The organism is Nocardia sp. NPDC051911 (assembly GCF_040681035.1).
Classification (GTDB): Bacteria; Actinomycetota; Actinomycetes; order Mycobacteriales; family Mycobacteriaceae; genus Nocardia; species Nocardia sichangensis.
Genome location: NZ_JBFAXY010000048.1, coordinates 17,825 through 35,513, shown reverse-complemented (window position 1 = coordinate 35,513; position 17,689 = coordinate 17,825). Strand labels below are relative to the sequence as shown.

General features: G+C 64.2%; 17 protein-coding genes and 3 pseudogenes. 6 read left to right on the top strand and 14 right to left on the bottom strand.

Annotated features, from left to right (window positions below; genetic code table 11):
• Positions 1–367: 367 nt before the first annotated feature.
• Together AB0L97_RS35855 and AB0L97_RS35850 are read left to right on the top strand one after the other, a co-directional pair.
• A pseudogene (locus AB0L97_RS35855) lies at positions 368–521 on the top strand (transposase); the annotation flags it as partial.
• Positions 522–1,224: 703 nt separating this feature from the next.
• A complete protein-coding gene (locus AB0L97_RS35850) occupies positions 1,225–1,365 on the top strand; it encodes a hypothetical protein (RefSeq protein WP_364438701.1) in 141 nt (46 codons plus the stop codon).
• Positions 1,366–2,594: 1,229 nt separating this feature from the next.
• Here the strand turns inward: AB0L97_RS35850 and AB0L97_RS35845 are convergent.
• Complete coding sequence (locus tag AB0L97_RS35845) at positions 2,595–3,437, bottom strand: transposase (protein ID WP_364438707.1); 843 nt, start codon at positions 3,435–3,437, stop codon at positions 2,595–2,597.
• A gap of 506 nt (positions 3,438–3,943) precedes the next feature.
• On the opposite strand from AB0L97_RS35845, the pseudogene AB0L97_RS35840 reads away from it, so the two are divergent.
• Positions 3,944–4,192: pseudogene (locus tag AB0L97_RS35840) on the top strand (IS30 family transposase); the annotation flags it as partial.
• A 232-nt stretch (positions 4,193–4,424) separates the two neighbouring features.
• Here AB0L97_RS35840 and AB0L97_RS35835 read toward each other — a convergent pair.
• The 7 genes from AB0L97_RS35835 to AB0L97_RS35805 all read right to left on the bottom strand — a co-directional run bounded on the left by AB0L97_RS35835 (position 4,425) and on the right by AB0L97_RS35805 (position 9,322).
• Positions 4,425–5,048 carry an ATP/GTP-binding protein gene (locus tag AB0L97_RS35835; protein WP_364438698.1) on the bottom strand — a complete coding sequence of 208 codons (624 nt, stop codon included), beginning with the start codon at positions 5,046–5,048 and terminating at the stop codon, positions 4,425–4,427.
• On the bottom strand, positions 5,029–5,400 hold the full coding sequence (locus AB0L97_RS35830) for a DUF742 domain-containing protein (RefSeq protein ID WP_364438695.1): 372 nt from the start codon (positions 5,398–5,400) through the stop codon (positions 5,029–5,031). The genes AB0L97_RS35835 and AB0L97_RS35830 overlap by 20 nt, the downstream gene beginning before the upstream one ends.
• The gene (locus tag AB0L97_RS35825; RefSeq protein ID WP_364438693.1) at positions 5,397–5,813 is read right to left on the bottom strand and encodes a roadblock/LC7 domain-containing protein; all 417 of its coding nucleotides are present in this window, start codon (positions 5,811–5,813) and stop codon (positions 5,397–5,399) included. The genes AB0L97_RS35830 and AB0L97_RS35825 overlap by 4 nt, the downstream gene beginning before the upstream one ends.
• A gap of 42 nt (positions 5,814–5,855) precedes the next feature.
• A complete protein-coding gene (locus tag AB0L97_RS35820) occupies positions 5,856–8,201 on the bottom strand; it encodes a nitrate- and nitrite sensing domain-containing protein (protein WP_364438690.1) in 2,346 nt (781 codons plus the stop codon).
• A 99-nt stretch (positions 8,202–8,300) separates the two neighbouring features.
• Positions 8,301–8,453, bottom strand: a complete 153-nt coding sequence (locus AB0L97_RS35815; RefSeq protein WP_364438713.1) for a hypothetical protein — start codon at positions 8,451–8,453, stop codon at positions 8,301–8,303.
• Entirely contained in the window at positions 8,426–8,617 is a 192-nt protein-coding gene (locus tag AB0L97_RS35810; protein ID WP_364438687.1) for an SDR family NAD(P)-dependent oxidoreductase, read from the bottom strand. The genes AB0L97_RS35815 and AB0L97_RS35810 overlap by 28 nt, the downstream gene beginning before the upstream one ends.
• Positions 8,618–9,121: 504 nt before the next feature.
• Entirely contained in the window at positions 9,122–9,322 is a 201-nt protein-coding gene (locus AB0L97_RS35805) for a hypothetical protein (RefSeq protein ID WP_364438684.1), read from the bottom strand.
• Positions 9,323–10,099: 777 nt separating this feature from the next.
• On the opposite strand from AB0L97_RS35805, the gene AB0L97_RS35800 reads away from it, so the two are divergent.
• The 3 genes from AB0L97_RS35800 (at position 10,100) to AB0L97_RS35790 (ending at position 12,756) form a co-directional block, all read left to right on the top strand.
• Positions 10,100–10,795 (top strand): CTP synthase, encoded by a 696-nt coding sequence (locus AB0L97_RS35800; protein WP_364438681.1) that lies wholly within the window; start codon positions 10,100–10,102, stop codon positions 10,793–10,795.
• Positions 10,792–11,709: a LysR family transcriptional regulator gene (locus AB0L97_RS35795; RefSeq protein WP_364438678.1), complete on the top strand. Its 918-nt coding sequence runs from the start codon at positions 10,792–10,794 to the stop codon at positions 11,707–11,709. Before AB0L97_RS35800 ends, AB0L97_RS35795 begins: the two co-directional genes overlap by 4 nt.
• Positions 11,710–12,150: 441 nt before the next feature.
• On the top strand, positions 12,151–12,756 hold the full coding sequence (locus tag AB0L97_RS35790; protein WP_364438675.1) for a recombinase family protein: 606 nt from the start codon (positions 12,151–12,153) through the stop codon (positions 12,754–12,756).
• A 73-nt stretch (positions 12,757–12,829) separates the two neighbouring features.
• On the opposite strand, the gene AB0L97_RS35785 is transcribed toward AB0L97_RS35790, so the two are convergent.
• The 6 genes and pseudogenes from AB0L97_RS35785 to AB0L97_RS35760 all read right to left on the bottom strand — a co-directional run bounded on the left by AB0L97_RS35785 (position 12,830) and on the right by AB0L97_RS35760 (position 17,056).
• On the bottom strand, positions 12,830–14,296 hold the full coding sequence (locus AB0L97_RS35785; protein WP_364438672.1) for a transposase: 1,467 nt from the start codon (positions 14,294–14,296) through the stop codon (positions 12,830–12,832).
• Positions 14,297–14,338: 42 nt separating this feature from the next.
• Positions 14,339–15,292 carry a hypothetical protein gene (locus AB0L97_RS35780; RefSeq protein WP_364438710.1) on the bottom strand — a complete coding sequence of 318 codons (954 nt, stop codon included), beginning with the start codon at positions 15,290–15,292 and terminating at the stop codon, positions 14,339–14,341.
• A 127-nt stretch (positions 15,293–15,419) separates the two neighbouring features.
• A pseudogene (locus tag AB0L97_RS35775) lies at positions 15,420–15,887 on the bottom strand (DUF4158 domain-containing protein); the annotation flags it as partial.
• 57 nt (positions 15,888–15,944) lie between these two features.
• Positions 15,945–16,550: a transposase gene (locus AB0L97_RS35770; protein WP_364438704.1), complete on the bottom strand. Its 606-nt coding sequence runs from the start codon at positions 16,548–16,550 to the stop codon at positions 15,945–15,947.
• A gap of 79 nt (positions 16,551–16,629) precedes the next feature.
• Positions 16,630–16,836 carry a transposase gene (locus tag AB0L97_RS35765; protein WP_364438669.1) on the bottom strand — a complete coding sequence of 69 codons (207 nt, stop codon included), beginning with the start codon at positions 16,834–16,836 and terminating at the stop codon, positions 16,630–16,632.
• A 22-nt stretch (positions 16,837–16,858) separates the two neighbouring features.
• On the bottom strand, positions 16,859–17,056 hold the full coding sequence (locus AB0L97_RS35760) for a hypothetical protein (protein ID WP_364438666.1): 198 nt from the start codon (positions 17,054–17,056) through the stop codon (positions 16,859–16,861).
• Positions 17,057–17,689: the final 633 nt, after the last annotated feature.

Here is a 17,689-nt window from a genome sequence, read left to right as displayed (position 1 = left end):
TTGCGTCCTGCCATGTCCCTCAGTGTCCCTTCCGACCCTCATCAGGGCCATCAGGACTCTAATACCGAGCGGTCTCATTCAGTGGGAACGGGCCAGTGGGCCTTCCGCTAGGCGGGGTACCGCGACCGCCTCCAACAGCGGCGCGAGCATCGGCGAGTCGTCTACCTGGCCCGGCGTGAGCTGTACCGCCAAGCCTGACTGCGGCCGTCGGTGACCAGATGTGGCGCTCGACGACGAACTCACTGCCAACCAGAAGGCAATAGCCGCCCTCGTGCGCGCCACCCCAGCCGCCGGCCTGCTCGAGCAGACCGAAATTGGACCAGTTGCCACGGCCGCCTGCCTGATCGCCTGGTCTCACCACGGCAGCATTCGTTCCGTAGCTGCGTTCGCCTGTCTGGTTGGGGGCCAACCTGATCCCCGCCTCGTCGGGCAACACCGTCCGTCATCGCCTCAACTGCGGTGGAGACCGGCGGTGCAACCGTGCCCTCCACATGGCCACGATCCCCCGTTACCCGCATGATCCACGACCCCACCACCCGCGAATACGTCGAACACAGCCCGCCGAAGGCGGCACCACCGCCGCTGCCTCATACAACTAGGTCCTACGTATGCATAGCCCAGCGACACTTGCCATTCTACCGATGTGATCTCGCCCCGCTGACAGCAATTCTGGTTCGATGACAAAACCCAGCTTCATGTATCGACTCAAGCGCGCTCGCCCGGCTGACTGCTCTGCAAGAAAGGACGAACCGAAATGTCACTGCAGTCCGACTGGTGGCCGATGAGAGTGAATGCCAGAGCCCCGAGCTCGCCTCCGCCGCAGGCCTCACGGATATCTCCGCCATGCTCGGCCAACCCGAACGACTGGGATCTGGATAGGGGGTCGCCCTCTGTGTGGCATCGGTCCACGCAGATCTGCATGCAGTGTCCGTTGCTCGACCAATGCCGAAGAACGGTCGAAAGCATGAGCGGCGGCGGGCACCCCCCGCGCTCCATGATCTGGGCGGGCATCGGTTATGACGATAGAGGTCGACCAGTCCAGGACCTCGGTGAGTATTCGAACCAGCAGCAGAGAAGGATTCGTCACCCACTGCGCATCACACGCGTCAAGCAACTGGACGCTCAACCTCTGCACAATCATTGTGCCGAACCGCAATCCGACAGCACGTCGCGGCCGTTGAGGCCTCGGGCTTCTTGTATCATCCCGAGGCGAATGTGACCGTCATGTCCGAACGACACCTTGCCGTGCAGTTCACTCCTGCGGGGCTTGTGCTGCACTACCGTGCGGAGAAGGCAGCCGCAGAAGAGTTCGCGACAGGCCAGGCGACAGTGTCGACGCTCGTCGAAATGTTCAAAGAGCGTTGACAAGAACGACCCTGAACCTGGTGGACGCGGGTCGATGCAGTGCTGGGTGGGCTCTCTTCGGCGGCCTGTCCGCTTCCGCGGTTGTTCATTCCGTGCGGCCCGGAAGACCATGAGGAAGTCTGCGGCGTACTCGTGGTGATGCTGCCGGGGTAAAAGCTCGATCGTGACCCCACCGACCGGTGGGCAGTGACGTGGGAAGCGACCGGGCATCGCCCTTCACTTCCGGCATCCTGCCCGGCGGCGGGCAGGCTCACTGTCAACTGCTGGTGGCCGGTCGTGGCGGAGCTCTCGTAGTAGTCCGAGGTCGGGGTATCGGGGTGCGACACGAAGTCGCACGAGTTGACTGAGCTTCATCGGAGGAGGTCGGCGGATGCCGAAGGTGTAGCTACAAATCAGTGTTCGAGGATCTGTCCCCAGGCCTGACGCGCGTCGCCGGTAACGGTGGGGTGTGAAGCTCAGGTCGGAAGGCTGGAGGGCTCCCGTTCCATCCGGCAGTTACAAGTCACCGGGAAGGCCGACAGGGTGAACGACCGTACACCCGTGATGATGCCTCGTCATCGGAAACCCCGAAGATGGGTTGCCACAGCAGGGGTAAGGACTGGTCGCTGGAAAGCGCAGACGCCGACCGGAAGACTCGAAGCCGGTCGGGAGAACATCGCCGTCGTAGTGGGTACAGGGCACCCGACACGTTCGTAACTCACTCGTGTGGAACGTGACAACCCCATTGGAGTCCGGCGGCATAGACGTCGTCAGCAAGCTGACCGTGAGGCAGGCCAGCGGGCGCTGGATAGCCCACGAAGCCAATGTCGGCGGCCGAAAGGAGACGAGAGAACGAGACATTCGTGATCGACTCCTCCGCCGATGGTTTCGGTTTACCGGACGGATGCCGGCATCTGCCCGGACCTGAAAGGTCCTGACGTGGGCCGGGTGAGCCTGTGAAGAGACTACGACAACGACGCCGGAACCGAAGCGCAAGTTGGACAACATGATCGAGACAGCTGCGGTGGTCGAGGGGCGTCATGGTGAACGGACCGGAGGACGACCTGCTTGATTGGCAGTCGATCGACTGGCGAACCGTCGCGGGTGAAGTACGCGTTCGAGTCCCTTGAGTCAAGTCCTCATGCTTTGTGCCCTTTGCCCCTCGGCGATCTTGCCGTCGTAGTAGTTCCGTCCTCTGGTGCCCGGCATGCGCACTTGCGTCAAGCGATGGTGTGCAGGGCGTTGTTGAGCTAGCGATCGCCGTGGCGGGACAGTCGATGCCGAGGCTTGCCGGCGCTGGCGATTTCTATTGGCGCGGTGCCGGTGTGGACTGCGAAGGCTCCTGCGCTGCGGAACCGTGACGCGCGGCCGGTGCGGCCCAGCAGCCGAGCCGCGACCACCGGTCCGACGCCGACCAAGTCGAGAAGGCTGCTGCCGGAATCGGCGACGGTGTCCTGCATACGCTGCCGGTTGGCCTTGAGCCGGGCGTCGAGGGCTCGCACGTCGGCGACGAGTTCGCGGGCGAGTTCTTTGCGGGCGCGTTTCACCGGTGAGGACGGGCGGACACGCCGCAACACATCAGTGGCCTGGTTTGCGGTCAGATCGGTGGACACGCCACGGGGCAGCAACTCCCGCATCACCGGGTGCAGCTGGTTGACCGTCCGGGTGCGCTGCCTGGTCAGATTCGTGCGCCGCTCATCAAGCATTCGCAGCACGGTGCTCGCTCCCTCAACCTCGACGGGCACCGCATCGCCATGCAACGCCGCCACACTGGCAGCCGCAGCCGCGTCGATATTGTCGTTCTTGCGCCGCCCGCCCCGCGACAATTCTCGCACCCGCGCAGTGGCCGTGGACGGCACGTCGGTGACCTTCTCGCCGTGGGCGATCAGCCATTGGGCCAGGTGCCGGCCCAGACCCCACGCGTTCTCCACGGCCCAGCACCGCTCAGAAACTCGTTTTGCCCACGCCAGAAGCCGCCCATACTCGGGCAATGTCGCGTCGATGCGGATCGTTTCGATCGTCTGGTTGGTTGCGGCATTCAGCGCCGCCGCCGTATGGGTGGCCTTGTGCGGGTCGACCCCGATCACCACCATCAACCACGTCTCCTCACTCCTCGTCGGGATATAGGGAGCCGCGGGCGACATTCCGGCTTTCGGCCTGTGTGTCCCACACCTCTGTTGAGTTAGACCCGCGGTCGGTGTCGGGCCGGGGCGCAAACCCCTGGTGAGCCAGCCCGAACGGGCGCAGGAACCTCACGAGCCAGCCCCGACTCGACACCTCCGGCAGACTACGGCTGGTGATCATCCAGCCCGCCAACCGGTCACGCCTACACAAGCCGGAACCTCAGGCCGAACCCACGCCATGGCCGGGTGATCCGGCGCACCCGCAGCGTTCGCAGACAGTGCCATCTTCTGAACGGCGCATCGAAGCAGTCGAACACGTGCCGAGCACCCCTCCCCCTCGATGGTGAAGCCAATGCGGGAAGCTCGGCCTCCCGCCCGCGCGCGACCCTGTCCAGGCGTGGGCCTTTGGCCACCGTCCGAGAGGACGCCGCAGCAGCGAGGCCATGCGCAAGGCACTGTTCGAGCAGATGGCCACGTTGCCCGCATAGCTGCGTCGCTCGCTCACCTAGGACCGCGGCAAGGAACTCGCGCAACATGCCAATTTCACTGTCGACACCGGTATCGCCGTCTACTTCGCCGGCCCGCATTAACCCTGGCAGCGAGGGACGAAAGACACGAATAGTTCTCTACGCCAATACTTTCCGAATGGAACAAATCTGTCCCAGCGGAGCGCAAGCGAAATCGCAGCAGTCACCGCGGCACTGAACGCCAGACCCCGCAAGACCTCGGCTCCCCCAACTACCTCGCTGTCCTCCTGTTTGGCCGCATCGACGAGGAACGCGCCGCCTTACGGCAGCGCAGTCAACGTCGTACACCGGCAGGTATATCAAGCGATTTAGCGTTTTAGTTGGGCATCCTTGACCGCTAGCATCGGGTTTTGACTATTGCGCACACCTTCGCATCCTCCATGAAAAAGCGCATTTTCGAGCATATCGCTCGGTAACGGATTATCGCGGACTAGCCTTGATCGGACGCTGCGACCGACGGACTCCTCGCACTTCCGAATTGCTGGATGAGGTACTCCACCAAGGTAAGCAACACATCTTTTACCGATTTACGATGACGAGCGTCGCACAAAATAATGGGTACTTCGAGAGTGAGATCAAGTGCGCTTCGGATCTCTTCAGAGCTGTAGACCGGACCTCCGTCGAAACAATTGACGCCGACTACAAATGGTATTCCCCGCCTCTCGAAATAGTCGACAGCGGAAAACGAGGACTCCAGGCGCCGCGGATCGGCGAGGACCACTGTTCCGAGTGCGCCCCGCGATAACTCGTCCCAGAGAAACCAAAATCTTTCCTGGCCGGGCGTGCCGAAGAGATAAAGGATCAATTCGCTATCAATCGTGATGCGACCGAAATCCAGCGCGACCGTGGTGGTTGTTTTGGCATCCACGCCGGTCAGATCGTCCACTGATACGCTCAGATTACTGAGCGACTCTTCAGTGCGCAGCGGCGCGACTTCGCTGATTGCCCCCACCAACGTGGACTTTCCCACACCGAATCCTCCCGCGATCAGAATCTTCACCGATTGCGCGATCATATTCATGGATTTGGCGGTATCAGAGTTTTCGAATGCCATTGAGCACCGTCCGGAGTAGATCGATATCGGTCGAACCGGAGCTGCGCGACGAATCCGGTGACCGGTAGATGAGGTAGCCGGCGACTATGAGGTCGTTGATCAGGATCTTCGTCACCGTCAGTGGAAGCTCGAGTTGGGCGGCGACCTCGGCAATTGACGTGGGACGCCGACACATCCCCAGTATCCGACGGCTTTCCGGCTCCAACCCGTCGACGCCGCCGAACCCGGCTGTAACGATCAGCGTGATCATATCGAGGCTGTGGTGGCCACCCGTCCGGCCCTGGCTGATGGCGTAGGGCCGCACCAGTGGACCAGAGGCATCCTCGAACCAATGCTCACGCCGCTTCGTCATGGTCTTGTATCGACCCTGCCGATATGACTGGGCCGAAGTGTCGCTGAGAGGTATCTTCCGATGCGCTTGATCGTGTGATTCATGTCGTAGGCAACCATTCCCATATCCGCCGCAATGTCCGCCATCAGCGCCAGACACGCGTTGGGCCCACCGGCTGTTACGAATATGACCGCCTCCGCCAATTCGATGACCGCCTGTCGGACCTCCCCACCACCGAATCGGCTGCCCGAACTTCGCGCAAGACCATATAGCGCGGACGACATGGCGCAGAAGTGTTCCGCGTCCTCTCTGGACATATGGGTGGAGTTGCCGATCAGCAGCCCATCGGTCGACAGCACAACCGCTTGGCGTACGCCGGGTAGGCGCTGCACCAAATCATCGAGCAGCCAATCGAGGTCGGTGGGAGTGGTCACTGTGACTTTCCTTTGTAATCGTCGGCGATGTGCGAATCAAGCTCAGCTTTGGGCATGACGTCCCTGTCGTGTACCCGCTTCGATCGCGGTGAATAGGTCCCGCGCCTGTTCCGGTGAACGACTGCCGATTGGTGTAGATCTACCTGACGAGGCCGAGGAAGTCGGCTGCGCAAGTTCCGGCGCGAGATGTTCCTGTCGCCGTCGGCGCGGGAGCGGCGGCCGCCCTTCTGCGGCCACCGGTCCGAACTCGCTGTCTCCGGGCCAGCCAGGAGTCTCGGGAACGTCGCCGGTCCGCCGAGCGAGGTCCGCGGAACTCTCCAAAAGCTCGACAGATCTGGACGACGAGACCTGCGGCGTCCAGCCATTCAGCTGACTTCCGAACTGCTCTGCACTATCCGACAGGCCGGCGCCTTCGTCACCACTCCCCGGCTGCACCAGCTCGGTATCGAGCAGGTGCTGCGGAATGAGTACGACCGCACGAACGCCGCCATAGTCCGATTCCGCCAACCGCACTTTAATGTTGGAACGACCTGCCAACGCGGCGACGACCAGCAGCCCGAGCCTCGAATCACTGGATAGGTGGAGCACACCGAAGTCTGGGGGGTTCCGCAGCATCTCGTTCGCACGGTCCAATTCCGCACCGGGCATCCCGAGACCTTGGTCGACGACCTCGACGACCGCCCCCTTGCCGACGATGGTTCCCGAAGCTTCCACCCGAGAACCCGAGGGCGAGAAGGAGGTTGCGTTATCAATCAACTCGGCGAGCAGATGGATGACGTCGGCGACGACGGTGCCGATGACTCGCACGTCCGGCACCCGACTTGATCGAACCCGTTGATAGTCTTGTGTTTCGGCAATCGCGCTTCGGACGATCTCTATGAGCGGCACCGGGTTGCGCCATCGACGACCCGGCCGCTCACCGCCGAGAATGATGAGGTTCTCGGCGTTGCGACGTTCACGAGTCGCCAGATGATCGAGCTGGAACAGCACGCTCAACAGTTCCGGGTCCTCCTGGCGCGACTCAGCTGTATCCAGGATCTCCAACTGCCGATGCATCATGAGCTGGCTGCGATGAGCGATGTTCAAGAACACCGCATTAACGGCCTCTCGGGTCTTGGCCTCGGTGACCGCCGCCGACACCGCCGCCAGCTGGGAACGATTGAACGCATCCGCCACTTGGCCGATCTCATCGCGTCCGAAGTCGAGCCGGACCACCTCTGACTCGACGTCAACCGACTCTCCGTTGCCGATTCGGGTCATGATGTCAGGCAACTGCTTGTCGGCCATCGCGAGGGTCTCACCGCGTAGCCGCTTCAGTCGCCGGGTCAACCGGTTCGACATTCCGACCGAAACGAGCAAGATACCGAAGGCGATCGCCACAGCCGCCACACCACCCGCGATCGAGTTCCGGACAGTTCGGTCCGCGATATCGCTGGCAACTTGATGCGTAGCGGCGAAATTGGTGCGCCACACCTCCAGAAGCTTGGCCTCGACTCCGGTAAATGCCACGTGCCAGGCATCCAGGTCTACCTGAAGTGCCGCAGTGCTCGCCGTCCCTTGAAGTGCGGCAGTGCTTGCGGTCCGGCGCTGGTCATCCCGTGCCCTCGCCCCATCCGAGATGATCGCCTCTTCGATTGCGGTGGATTGCTGCCAGAGCTGGCTACCAGTGAGATCGTCCAGCATCCGCTTCGCGGAGGGGGCCAGCTGCGGGGCCAAGTTGGCAAGTTCGTTGTGGTAAATATCCATTTGACGAACGGACTCCCGCCAATACGCCGGAGCCAGACCTTCGGCGTCGGCTGCCGCCGCAGCCATCGAGTGCGCCATGCCCGCCGTCAGGACGGCGGAAAATAATCTCGTGGAGGTTATCGCCGAGGCGGCGTTGCTGACGTCCCGAGCGGCCTTGGCGATGCCGTCCATGATCGTCGAGCCGTAACGGGCTACCTGCATGTACAGGCCGTACACCTCATCGATCGAGGACATGCCGGTATCGACACGCCCACGGAGCTGGACGATGTGTTGGTATGCGTCGGCCACTTCTGACGAAGAACCGTCCACAGTCCCCGGACGCATGCTGCTCATATCCGCCAGCTGTCCGATGTTGACCTTTATTTGCTCATCAACCCGAGCCCGCGCGTCTACCAGGTCATTCGGAGCTATCGGTTTGCCACTGACGCGTAGCAAGGTCAGTCGGAACTCATTCTGGATGAGCGAGGTCAGGTCGATGATGGCTGGAGCGGATCGCACATTCTCGTCTGCGAAATTCTTGTCCCGAACTCCCTGGGTCACCAAAATCGCCGCACCAGCCGCGCCAACAGCCAGCAGCACGACGCTGGGGATCAAAGCAATCGACAAGATGCGAGCGCGGATGCCGGGGGTGAAGTGGAACATGCGGACGACCTAACTGAAAGAGCTCACATCATTCGCCAAGATATTGATGGAGCGGCCCGGATTCGATGTGGATATGCCTGACACGGCGCGGGATCTTCATCAGAACCGTCCCGAGTTGGCGATGAAATCGCTTGCCGTGCCGCAGATGTCGTTGCGTGGCCAGGAGCTGGGTGGAGCCAATGTCCACACATCGTGGTCGCGGCGTACCGCGTCGAGACAGCCGGTCAGATGCCGCACGTTCGGCACGACCACCGTATCGATTCTCGACGTTGCAAAGCGGCGAGGGAGATGAGTTCGTCGGCGTCGGCATGATTACGCATCGTGGCGAAGACTCGCTGGCCCCGCCGAGCCAGAGCCACAGCGGTAAGTCGCCCGAAGCCGCTGCTGCATCCGGCGATCAGCACATTCTTTGTCATCAAACCTCTTCTTTTCGATCACAGATTTGTGGTGACGCGAGCACCTGACTCGGTCAAGTGCCGCTGTGACTTCGGTATCAAATCCGACATATGCGTCGGTGGATAGCATTGGTGGCATTGGTGGCACTAATAGCACACCGAGAAGGCCGCCGATTTTTCTTCAGTGGTGCCGAGAAACTCTGCCCGCAGTCTTTTAAAACTGGTCTCCGACCAGTGCATGCTGTGATGGCGAATATTGCGCGTGCGGCGCTGCGATGCGCTGTATCGTCAGGCGGTCCCGTCGCCGGCCGATAGGCCCGGATGGACGACTTACTCGCTGACGGCGCTGTCGTTCAACTGCTTATCGTCCGATTAGCCGACAACGCCCGTATGCCGATCCGCTGGAACCTTCTGAACTACTCGGTTTGGCGCGACCTTTCCTCGTTGTGATGTTAGCGAGAGGGTAATTCTCGACAAGCTCCTTTGTCAAGACTTGCAGTCTCGACAAAGCGGTCTACCGCCGCGCTACGCTGAGTCGGCGGCGAAAATGACATCGGCAGGCACCACCAAACCGTGCTCACGCGCCGGTTGCGCGGTGCCAGCCCCGCCGACGAGGTGGCGGGCCACCACACCGCTGTCGGTGGACAGTCCCTGCAACACCAGGTAGTTCTGTTCGAAGAACGGAATCTCGGCAGTGAGGAACCCCTCGAATTCGTCTTCGTTCATTCTCGGCAGGGCGGTGGTATCGAGGCGAGTCCGCTCCGACGTCGGAGTGCGCGGCGGCGATGCCCGCGGTGTGGACGGTCGACACCGTGGCGGGCGTTATCGGCAGCCTGGGGGATGACCGATCAGGTGAGGCGTCGGAGGCCGCCGAATCGTTGGTGTCCGCTGCGGAGGCGGGTGTCGTGACCAGCGAGAAGATAGTGCACGTCTTCGGTGACGGCGACCGGGTCGACGTCGATGGCGCCATGTTCCAGTTCGTGGTCGCGGGCTTGGCCGCAGACGATGCGGGTCGCATCCTCAAGGCAGCTGCGATCGACCTCGTCCGGGACTACATCCGTCGCGGGGGCCGCGATACCCGATGTCGACGCCGCAGGCCGATCGCATCAGTGTGGGCTGGTGTATTCGCCGGTGCCCGCGGGGGAAATCGCTTTGGACCGTGCGGTTTCTATGTCGCCGATGACGGTGCCGTGGAGCGGTCGACCTTATCGGTGCCGCGATCGGTGTTCGTAGCCGGTTTCGAGTAACGGTTTTGGCTTCGCCGAGACGGCCGAGCCGGACCGAAGGGTTAGCAACGTGCCCGATGAAGTCCGGCCCGTGACCAACGATCTTGTGAAAACTGGCGTTTAGCCTCTACTGGGGTGAGGCCGGAAAGGGGCAATGACGATCTGATGGTGCTGGGCCGCCGCGAAACTCTGAAAGCTACTGACATGAGTGGTTGCTCATGGCGGATGCTTGGTCCTGTATTGGTGCTCACGGACGGACCGTCGGATAGTGATGGCCATGGACCGATCTCTGCTCGTTGCCGTCATCGGCGACCGCGACCCGGCGTTTTCCCCGCACCTGGCCACCGACGACGCGCTGCGGCACGCTGCCGCGCACCTGGGCATCGGGGTGGATGTCCGCTGGCTTGCCACCGAACCGCTTGAATCGAATCTGGCCGAGGTAGAGGCTGCCGACGTGCTGTGGTGCGCGCCGGGCAGCCCGTACCGCAGCCTGGCGGGCGCTCTTGCCGCGCTCCGTCACGGCCGTGAGCACAGCGTGCCTACTCTGGGGACGTGTGGTGGCTGCCAGCACATGGTCATCGAGTACGCCCGCCACGTGCTCGGCTACGAGGATGCCCAGCACGCCGAGTACGACCCGTACGCCTCGACCCTGTTCGTGTCGGAACTGACCTGCTCGCTGGCCGGCAAGACCATGCCCGTGACCCTGGTTCCCGGTTCCCGAGTGGCCGCGTTGTACGGGCGGGCCGAGGTCGAGGAGGAGTACTACTGCAACTTCGGGCTCGACCCTCGCCGGCAAGGGGCCCTGCACGAGGGCGGCTTCTTGGTCACCGCCGTGGACGGTGACGGCGAGGCCCGGGTGCTGGAGATCCCTGGCCACCCGTTCTATGTGGCCACCCTGTTCGTGCCGCAGGCCCGCTCGCGTCCCGAGGCCCCGCACCCGCTGGTCGTCGGCCTGCTGCGTGCGGCGCTATGACGTTCACCCAGCTCAGGATTCTGCAGGCGGTCGCACGGACCGGCAACATGACCCGGGCCGCCGAGGAACTGGCCACCACGCAGTCTGCCGTCAGCCACGCTCTGCGCGCGCTGGAGGGCGAGTTCGGGATCGCGCTGCTGGTCCGGGGCAACCACGGGGTGAGTCTGACAGCGGCTGGGCGTGCCGTGTGCCGTCGTGCCATGCTCATCCTCACTCAGGTGGAGGCGCTGGAGCAGGAGGTGGCCGCGGCCCGGGGGCGCGAGCGCGGCAGCTTGCGCGTCGGCGTCATCCCCAGCGCCAACGCCCGGCTGCTACCGCCGATTCTGCGGCGGTTCGCGGATGTGCATTCGGCGGTGCGGCTCACGGTGATGGAGGGCTCGGACGACGAGGTGCTGGAGTGGCTCGTAACCGGGGCGGCGGACATCGCCACTGTGTCATCCGGGGTCGCGGGCACCACCGGGTCCTCGACAGGGCGGAGTATCGGGGTCTGGGTCCCTGCCGGGTTGGGGGCGCGGCCGCTTGCCGCCGATCGTATGCTAGCCGTCCTGCCAGGCGGTCACGAGCTGAGTCTTTGCCACTCGGTGCCGATAATCGATCTGGCCCGGCACCCCTTCATCATGTCCACAGGCGGGTGCGAGCCGCTCATCACGGCACTCGCGCGGGCGGCGGGGGCGAGCCTGAAGTGCCACTATCGGGTGCGTGACACCAACAGCATTCTCGCCATGGTTGCCGAGGGGCTCGGGGTGAGCATCGTCCCCGAACTGTCGCTGCCCGCCCATCGTGCGGGCGTGCACGCGATCCCGCTGGACCCGGCTGCCGAGCGCACCATCCTCCTGGCCTGGCCCGCCGACCCACTCCCCACGGCCACCGCCTTCGCCGAACTGGCCTTCACGCTGACGCCTCGCCCCACCTGACTACCCCCTATGCGACCTCTCTGCTGGCCCCACGCCTGGCGTCGGGGTATTTCGTTGCGCGGGTGTAGGAGTCGTGGTCGGTGCCGCAATCTCACGGTTGCGGCGGTTGTTCCGACAGTGCCGGCCCAGGGAAAGGCCCGATCGGCTGAGTCGCGTATTCCCCACGGCCACACTCGAAGCCTGATCGCCGTGGCCTCACCGCCAGGGCCAGCGGGACCACGGCAGAGATGCTTCAACTACATGGGACTGCGCGCCGGACGCCTCAGATCGATGAAAACTGCCTGAGATTTCGAGGCGACAGGGGTAGTCGTCCCGATATCGGTCGAATCCGGGACGGCAGCAAAGAGTGTGGCGAACGCCCATGACGGCCTGTCTCGGAACCCGTCCCGGAACCGGGTGGCGGATCTTGAGTTCCGGGACAGTATGCGGGACCATCCTCCGATGGCGTACACCAACATCGTCCGGATCGGCTACGCCAGAGTGTCCGGGCGATCGCAGGATCACCAGCTGCAACTCGACACACTCGCCGGTGCCGACTGCCGCGAGGTCGTCGTGGAGACCGCCAGCACCCGGGGCGACCGCCCGCAGCTGCGCAAAACCCTGGCGACGCTCAAGCCCGGCGACACCCTGGTAATCTACAAACCGGACCGGGTCGCGCGGTCGATGAAGGAACTGCTCGTGCTGCTCGAAGACGAGCTGCATGCCCGCGAGATCGACCTGCATATCCTCACCGGCATCTGCGCCGGGGTGCACAAACCCAACGGCCAGACGATGGCGGAGAAGATGCTGTTCATGGTCGCGGCCATGGCCGCGGAGCTGGAACGCGAGCTGATCCGCGAGCGCACCCTCGACGGCCTGGCCGCCGCCGCGGCCCAGGGCCGCAAGGGCGGACGCCCCGCGGCGGTGGATGCCGACACCCTGGCCGTCCCGATCGACCGCCGCAAACGCGGCGAGTCGGTCACCGCCATCGCCAAACACCTCCAGATCGGCCGCTCCACCCTCTACCGCGCCCTCGAACCCCACCTCGCTGATGCGCCCACCACATGACGCGGTCATCGGCATTGCGCTCCATGACCAGGCGCAACGCGGCGCCGGCGGGAACACGGCGGGCCTCGGCGTCCTATTCGTCGTCGGGGAGGTCGGGATCGCGTAGTGCCCGGCGGGCGGGTTCCGGTGGCTGGAAACTGTAGTGCCCGTGGACGTTGATGTGTTTGTGCCAGTACGGGTGCAGGCGGGCTATGTCCGTGTCGAGCACCGGATAGCCTTGTGCGCGTAGCTGATTCAACGCATCGTCGAGATAGCGCGTGTTCCACAGGGTGATGGCGTTGACGATAAGGCCCAGCGCGCCGAGTTGGTCTTCCATCCCGGCGTGGTAGGCCTCGCGCAGCTCGCCTTTGCGGCCGTGGAAGACGTGTTTGCCCAGGCCGTGGCGTTCTTCTTGCAGGTTGCGCATCCATTTGATGTCGCGCCGATACGGTTCGCGGTCGACGTAGGTGAGCACGTGCACGGTTTTGAAGATTCGCCCGAAGTGGGCCAGGGCGTCGCCGAGCTGGGTGGGGTTGCCGCCGTGCTGCAGCATCCGCATGACATCGGAGGCGCTGACCTGGCCGCTGTGCACCGAGGCGGCCACGCGCACGATGTCGGGCCAGTGGCGGGTGATCTTGGCCAGGTCGATCCTGCCGCGGGCGGCCCGGTCCAGGGGCCCGTAGTCCGCGGCCGGGTCGATGCGCCACAGTTTCTGGTCGGGCAGGTCGGCCAGCTCGGGGCGGTAGGCGACGCCCAGGAGTTTGAGCAGGCCGAAGACCATGTCGCTGTACGATCCGGTGTCGGAAATCAGCACTTGCGGGCGGAGTCCGCCGTCGCGGCGATACATCAGATCCACCGCGTACAGCGAGTCCCGGGGTGTTCCGGACAGGACCATCCCGGCCAGCCCGACACCCTGGTCGTTGATCATGTTGAGCAGGGTGCTGCCCTTGCGGCGGCCGAAGTATTTCGGGTTCGCGCGGGCGTCGATGCTGCGGACGGGCACCACGAACCGGGTGCCGTCCACCGCGGCGACCAGCCCGCCGCCCCACAACTGCGCGGTGCCGATCCCGGCTTGAGCGTCGATGAGCGCGGCGTTGGCCCCGGCATGGGTCTCGGCGCGCACATAGTTCTGGTAGACGTGCCCGATCCGGGACCTGGTCAACGCATCGACTCCCGGTGTGACGACCGGTCCCCAGCCGACGTTGAGGGCCTGCGCGGTCAGTACCGCGGCCAGGGTGAGGTCGAGGTTGTCACTGATCCGCGCCCCACCACCGATGTGGGTATAGGCGGTAGCGAACTGCGGGCACCAGCTCAGCACCTCCAGGATCAGCTCGCCGATGTCGACCCTCGGCATCATCGCCTGAGTCCGTCGTCGCAGATCGATCAGGCTCGGCGGCTCCGGGATCGCTTCGAGCGCGCCTGCGTGCACCCGGGCCTGCGCATCGACGGTGACCGCACCGGCCGCCGCCCGCGCGGCCGTGTGCCGCCAGATCTCGTCCAGCTCCGCGGCGGCTTCGTCGAGCAGTTCGCCGGGGTCGGCGGGTAGTTGCAGCGAATTCATCAGCGACTCGCGGCCGGCCTCCCATGCCGCACCCGAGAGCAGTTAAGCGCGCGGGTCGGCCCACCGCGACGACGCGGCGGCGAAGATATCGCGGCGGCGCAGCCGCTGATGGGACGCCTCCAGCACACAGAACACGTACGCAACCTTCTCGACGGTGCCGGGCGGGCGATCGCGGCGTAGCACCAGATTCCGCCAGCCCGGGCTCACCACCTCGAGGTCGACACTGCGAGCATCCAGGTAGCCGGCGGGTACCCGCTTGGTCGCGGGCTTGTCCAGCAGGTCGGGCAGAGCCCGCAATGCGGCCAGCACGGGCTCGGCGTCGGCGCTGGCCCCGAACTCGATCGTCTCCACGAACACCCGCAAGAATTTCCGCACGAACGGATAGCGGGTCATCAACGCCGTCCGCCACTCGCCGTCCGGGTCGGCATCCGGCGGCATGATCTCGTTGATGTTGGCCACCGATGCCCGCAGCTGTGCACGGGACACGACGTTGCCGATGTGGTCCCACAACACCGCGATCGTGACCTCATCGCCCCAGTCCTCGGCTTCCAGGAGCACCGCGACCGCGGCCGCCAGGCGTGCGGCGTCCTTGCTGATCCGCGGGTACCGCTCGAGTTTGTCGACGGCCGATCGGCGTTCGGCGCGCGCCAGCAACACGCTGGTCATGATCACATCGAACAGCTCCAGGGCGTCGTCGGTGGCTTTGCCCTCCAGATACACCGCCGTGGACAGCAGTGTCGCCAGCCGTTTCGAGTGCGGGCGGGTGTGCCGCAGATCGGTCGCGTTCGAGGTCATGCCGCGCCGCGCCAAATCCACTACCCGCCGCTGCGGAACCGCGGCCAAATCCACTGCGCCCACACCCATCCCGGCCACCTGCGCGATGCGCCGACAGGCCGCGACCAGGGCCTTGGCGGTGGGATCGGTCGGGCCGCGCCGCAACACCTCCAACGCCGAGACCCGCCGCCCGTCGGGCACCTCGATCAAATCCAGCAGCAAACCCCGCCTGCCGGGCAGTCACCAACTCGGCCAGCGTGGTCCACAACCGCACATGCGTGGCCCGCACCACCCGGGCGACCAGCCTCTCGAGTTCACCCACCGCGGGCAGCAGCACCTGCCGGGCCCGAAGCCAGGCGACCACGCCATCGAAAATGGTCTTCGGCCCGGCACCGGTATTCCAGGCCCGGTCATCGATCCACCGGGTCAACTCCTCACCGACACTAGCGAAGTCACGCCAGCCCTGCGCCCGGCAGATCTCCCGCCGATGCTCCCACTTGGTATTGACGCGCTCCACATAGGATTTCACCACCGACGGGTCGGCGATCCCGAGCTGGCCGGCGAGTTCGTCAACCACCCCCGCGGGGACATCGAGGGGATCGTCGAGGAACGTGCCCAGGAAACGCACAGTAGTCAGTTGAAGCGCGAATCCCAGCCGACTGGCCTCACCACGCCGCTTCCCGATCAACACGCGGTCCTGGTCGTCCAGATAGAAGAACCGCTGCAGGTCTTCCGTTGAGGGCTCCCCGTCGAAGCAGCCGTACCCCGCGACCTGCCCCGCGGTCAGAAAACCCTTCTCATCCTCATTCTCGGACACCGACGGTCAACCTACGCAGAAAGCCCCAAGATCACCGCCGAACGGGTCACCGCCCCCTTATCGCCAGTATCCACAAGATCGTTGGTCGCAGGCCAGTCCGATTGGATTTGGACAGTCTGCGGTGGCAGTTGCGCGGCTGGTCGACCTCGGCGACCAGGTGGGCACTGCCGCATTGCCCTTTGGCGGCTTGGAAGCATTCCTCGATCGCCCACCTCCCACCGGCCACGGCAACGATCTGGCCGCGATCGATGGCGTCGGGGTGGAAACACACGTAGTAGGCGATATCCGCGGGATCGCCGGGCCAGCAGGATGCGCACGAAACCGGCCGGGATGTCGTCGAGGACCGGAAGGGCGGCCCAAGCGAAGTCGTATTCGCGTTCCCCTCGGACTCCAGGACCGACCGAGACACGATGCCATGCTTCGGCGGGGGGCGCGGCTGATCAGGGTATCGACTCTGCGGCGACCATCGACGTCGGTGATGGTGTGCCTGACCGGGACTTCTACCACATAGGGCATCCGATTCGCCTGCAGGAACGCCCTGAATCTGCCGTCACGCCCGTAGGCGGAATCGGCGGTCACCCACCCGGCCATCACACCCGCGGCCAGCGCCCGACCGATCATCACCTCGGCTAACCATGGCTTGGTAAAAAGCCCTGACTCCAGCGACTTTCGGGCACACCGGCGTCAACACAACAGTCACGCTCTGCGGTCCACGACTCCAGCAGATACAACTCACGGTCAATCAACGCCCGGCCCGAGCGACCAGCATAGGCAAGGAACACACCCAGTCGACAGTTCTCGATCCGGCCGCAGTGCCCGAATACTGTCGCTGCACCCCGACCGAGCGCAGTCCCTCCTTCACGAAACCCGTCTCATCGACCACCAGCACCCCATCCGGCGAAGCCAGCGCCTCGCGCCATATAGGCGCGGACCCGATCACGCACCTCATCGGCACTCCAACGCGCCCCGGTTCAGCAGATGCCGGCACCCGTCGGGAACCACCCCGCCGCCTCGGCCAGCTGCCAGGAGTTCTTCCGCTCCACCGGCGCCAGCAACCCCGTCACATACGCCTTCGCCCACCCTCGCGGCTCCGCCCGCCCGACCGCCCCCGCAACGCGGGCGAACACATCATCCAGACTCGACCGCCACACCGCACTATCCTGCGGCACAACACCATCCAGCACACAGCAAATCTGCAGATAACAACTACAACTGTCGTGCTAGACCGACGCTCCTATCCGCCCTCTTCACGGCACGCCCCTTCGATGATCTGTCGGCACGATAAGTCTCGATAAGTTAGATTGTCAATACGGGCCATCTTGACAAACTAGAGTGAGCGACAGCGCACCCGTTCGGCCAACGAGCAGGTAGCGAGGAACGATCGCCGACGGCGACCCGAGCCTTGAACGTGCTGCTCAAGGGGTCATCTATGCGATGCTGGAAGGCCGCGCTCCAGATAGCTGACGTTCGATGAAATTTGTTGACATGCGTCTACTGCGGACTTAGAGTCAGCCGCGTGCCTGTGACAGATTCCACTTCCAACGCGAGGCTGCTATTGAACTTCGCATCCTCGCTTGAAGATGCACATGCGATACGTCCGCAACTGCCGAACGACACCCGGCCACTGTTGTCCGTCACTGCGGGGCGTAGAGCATGGTGTGTTGGCGGTGGTCAGGCCGGCAGGGGGCCTGCGGCTACGCCAGACCGGGCATCACCGAAATCGATCGCTCCGGAATCATTTCCAGCAAGCATCCGGCCACGCGGCAATCATTTCCGCCGCTACCCACAGACCGCCCGCCGAG

Bases quoted from the DNA above. Each gene is read 5' to 3' on its own strand.
- AB0L97_RS35850 (WP_364438701.1), top strand. From the start codon at position 1,225: ATGTCCGAACGACACCTTGCCGTGCAGTTCACTCCTGCGGGGCTTGTG.
- AB0L97_RS35845 (WP_364438707.1), bottom strand. From the start codon at position 3,437: ATGGTGGTGATCGGGGTCGACCCGCACAAGGCCACCCATACGGCGGCG.
- AB0L97_RS35835 (WP_364438698.1), bottom strand. From the start codon at position 5,048: ATGGCATTCGAAAACTCTGATACCGCCAAATCCATGAATATGATCGCG.
- AB0L97_RS35830 (WP_364438695.1), bottom strand. From the start codon at position 5,400: ATGACGAAGCGGCGTGAGCATTGGTTCGAGGATGCCTCTGGTCCACTG.
- AB0L97_RS35820 (WP_364438690.1), bottom strand. From the start codon at position 8,201: ATGTTCCACTTCACCCCCGGCATCCGCGCTCGCATCTTGTCGATTGCT.
- AB0L97_RS35810 (WP_364438687.1), bottom strand. From the start codon at position 8,617: ATGACAAAGAATGTGCTGATCGCCGGATGCAGCAGCGGCTTCGGGCGA.
- AB0L97_RS35805 (WP_364438684.1), bottom strand. From the start codon at position 9,322: ATGAACGAAGACGAATTCGAGGGGTTCCTCACTGCCGAGATTCCGTTC.
- AB0L97_RS35800 (WP_364438681.1), top strand. From the start codon at position 10,100: ATGGACCGATCTCTGCTCGTTGCCGTCATCGGCGACCGCGACCCGGCG.
- AB0L97_RS35795 (WP_364438678.1), top strand. From the start codon at position 10,792: ATGACGTTCACCCAGCTCAGGATTCTGCAGGCGGTCGCACGGACCGGC.
- AB0L97_RS35790 (WP_364438675.1), top strand. From the start codon at position 12,151: ATGGCGTACACCAACATCGTCCGGATCGGCTACGCCAGAGTGTCCGGG.
- AB0L97_RS35785 (WP_364438672.1), bottom strand. From the start codon at position 14,296: ATGAATTCGCTGCAACTACCCGCCGACCCCGGCGAACTGCTCGACGAA.
- AB0L97_RS35765 (WP_364438669.1), bottom strand. From the start codon at position 16,836: ATGAGGTGCGTGATCGGGTCCGCGCCTATATGGCGCGAGGCGCTGGCT.